At 28.9% G+C, this 564-nt stretch carries 1 protein-coding gene; it reads left to right on the forward strand.

The annotated features are described in order from the left end of the window. Window positions 1–564: O-antigen ligase family protein (locus RCF13_RS13625; protein WP_308141257.1), on the forward strand; the 564-nt coding region annotated here is incomplete at both ends.

The raw sequence follows: 564 nt of genomic DNA on the forward strand, positions 1-564 counted from the left end.
GAGGAAGTGTATACAGTGTTATTGCTATTCTTCTTTCTCTATTTTGGAAGGATTATTTGCCAAGTGTTTATGGCGATTTTTATAGCGAAATTTGGGGAGCGACTGGCAGGGTAACCTTTCAGAATGTCACAGTATTGTTTATGATAAGTTTTTTTTCCTTATATATGATTTTCAGAGGGGAAAATGTAAAACTCAATTTTTTTGCTATAGTGTTATTTAATATAGCCATTTTATTATCACAGACTAGAAGTATTATTGCATTGTATTATGTATGCTTTTTGATTATAGGATTATGTATATTCATGAAGTATTTATTATCAAAAACCTTAAAATTAAAACATCTAGTTTTTATATTAATATGTATTCCTTTAACATGTGTAGTCCTTTTAGTTGGTGTGAAAACTTTACATTTAATGGAGGATTCAGTGGCCGTAGATATACTAAATAGGTTTAATGAGGGAAGTGGATCAATTGATTCTAGATTGTATACTAATAACAACATATTAGAAGGAATGCAATCTCCTATTTTAGGTAATGGAATTGGTTACCCATTAAAGTTTTTAA

It is taken from the genome of Stenotrophomonas maltophilia group sp. RNC7, assembly GCF_030910085.1.
In the GTDB taxonomy this organism is placed as follows: Bacteria; Pseudomonadota; Gammaproteobacteria; order Xanthomonadales; family Xanthomonadaceae; genus Stenotrophomonas; species Stenotrophomonas sepilia.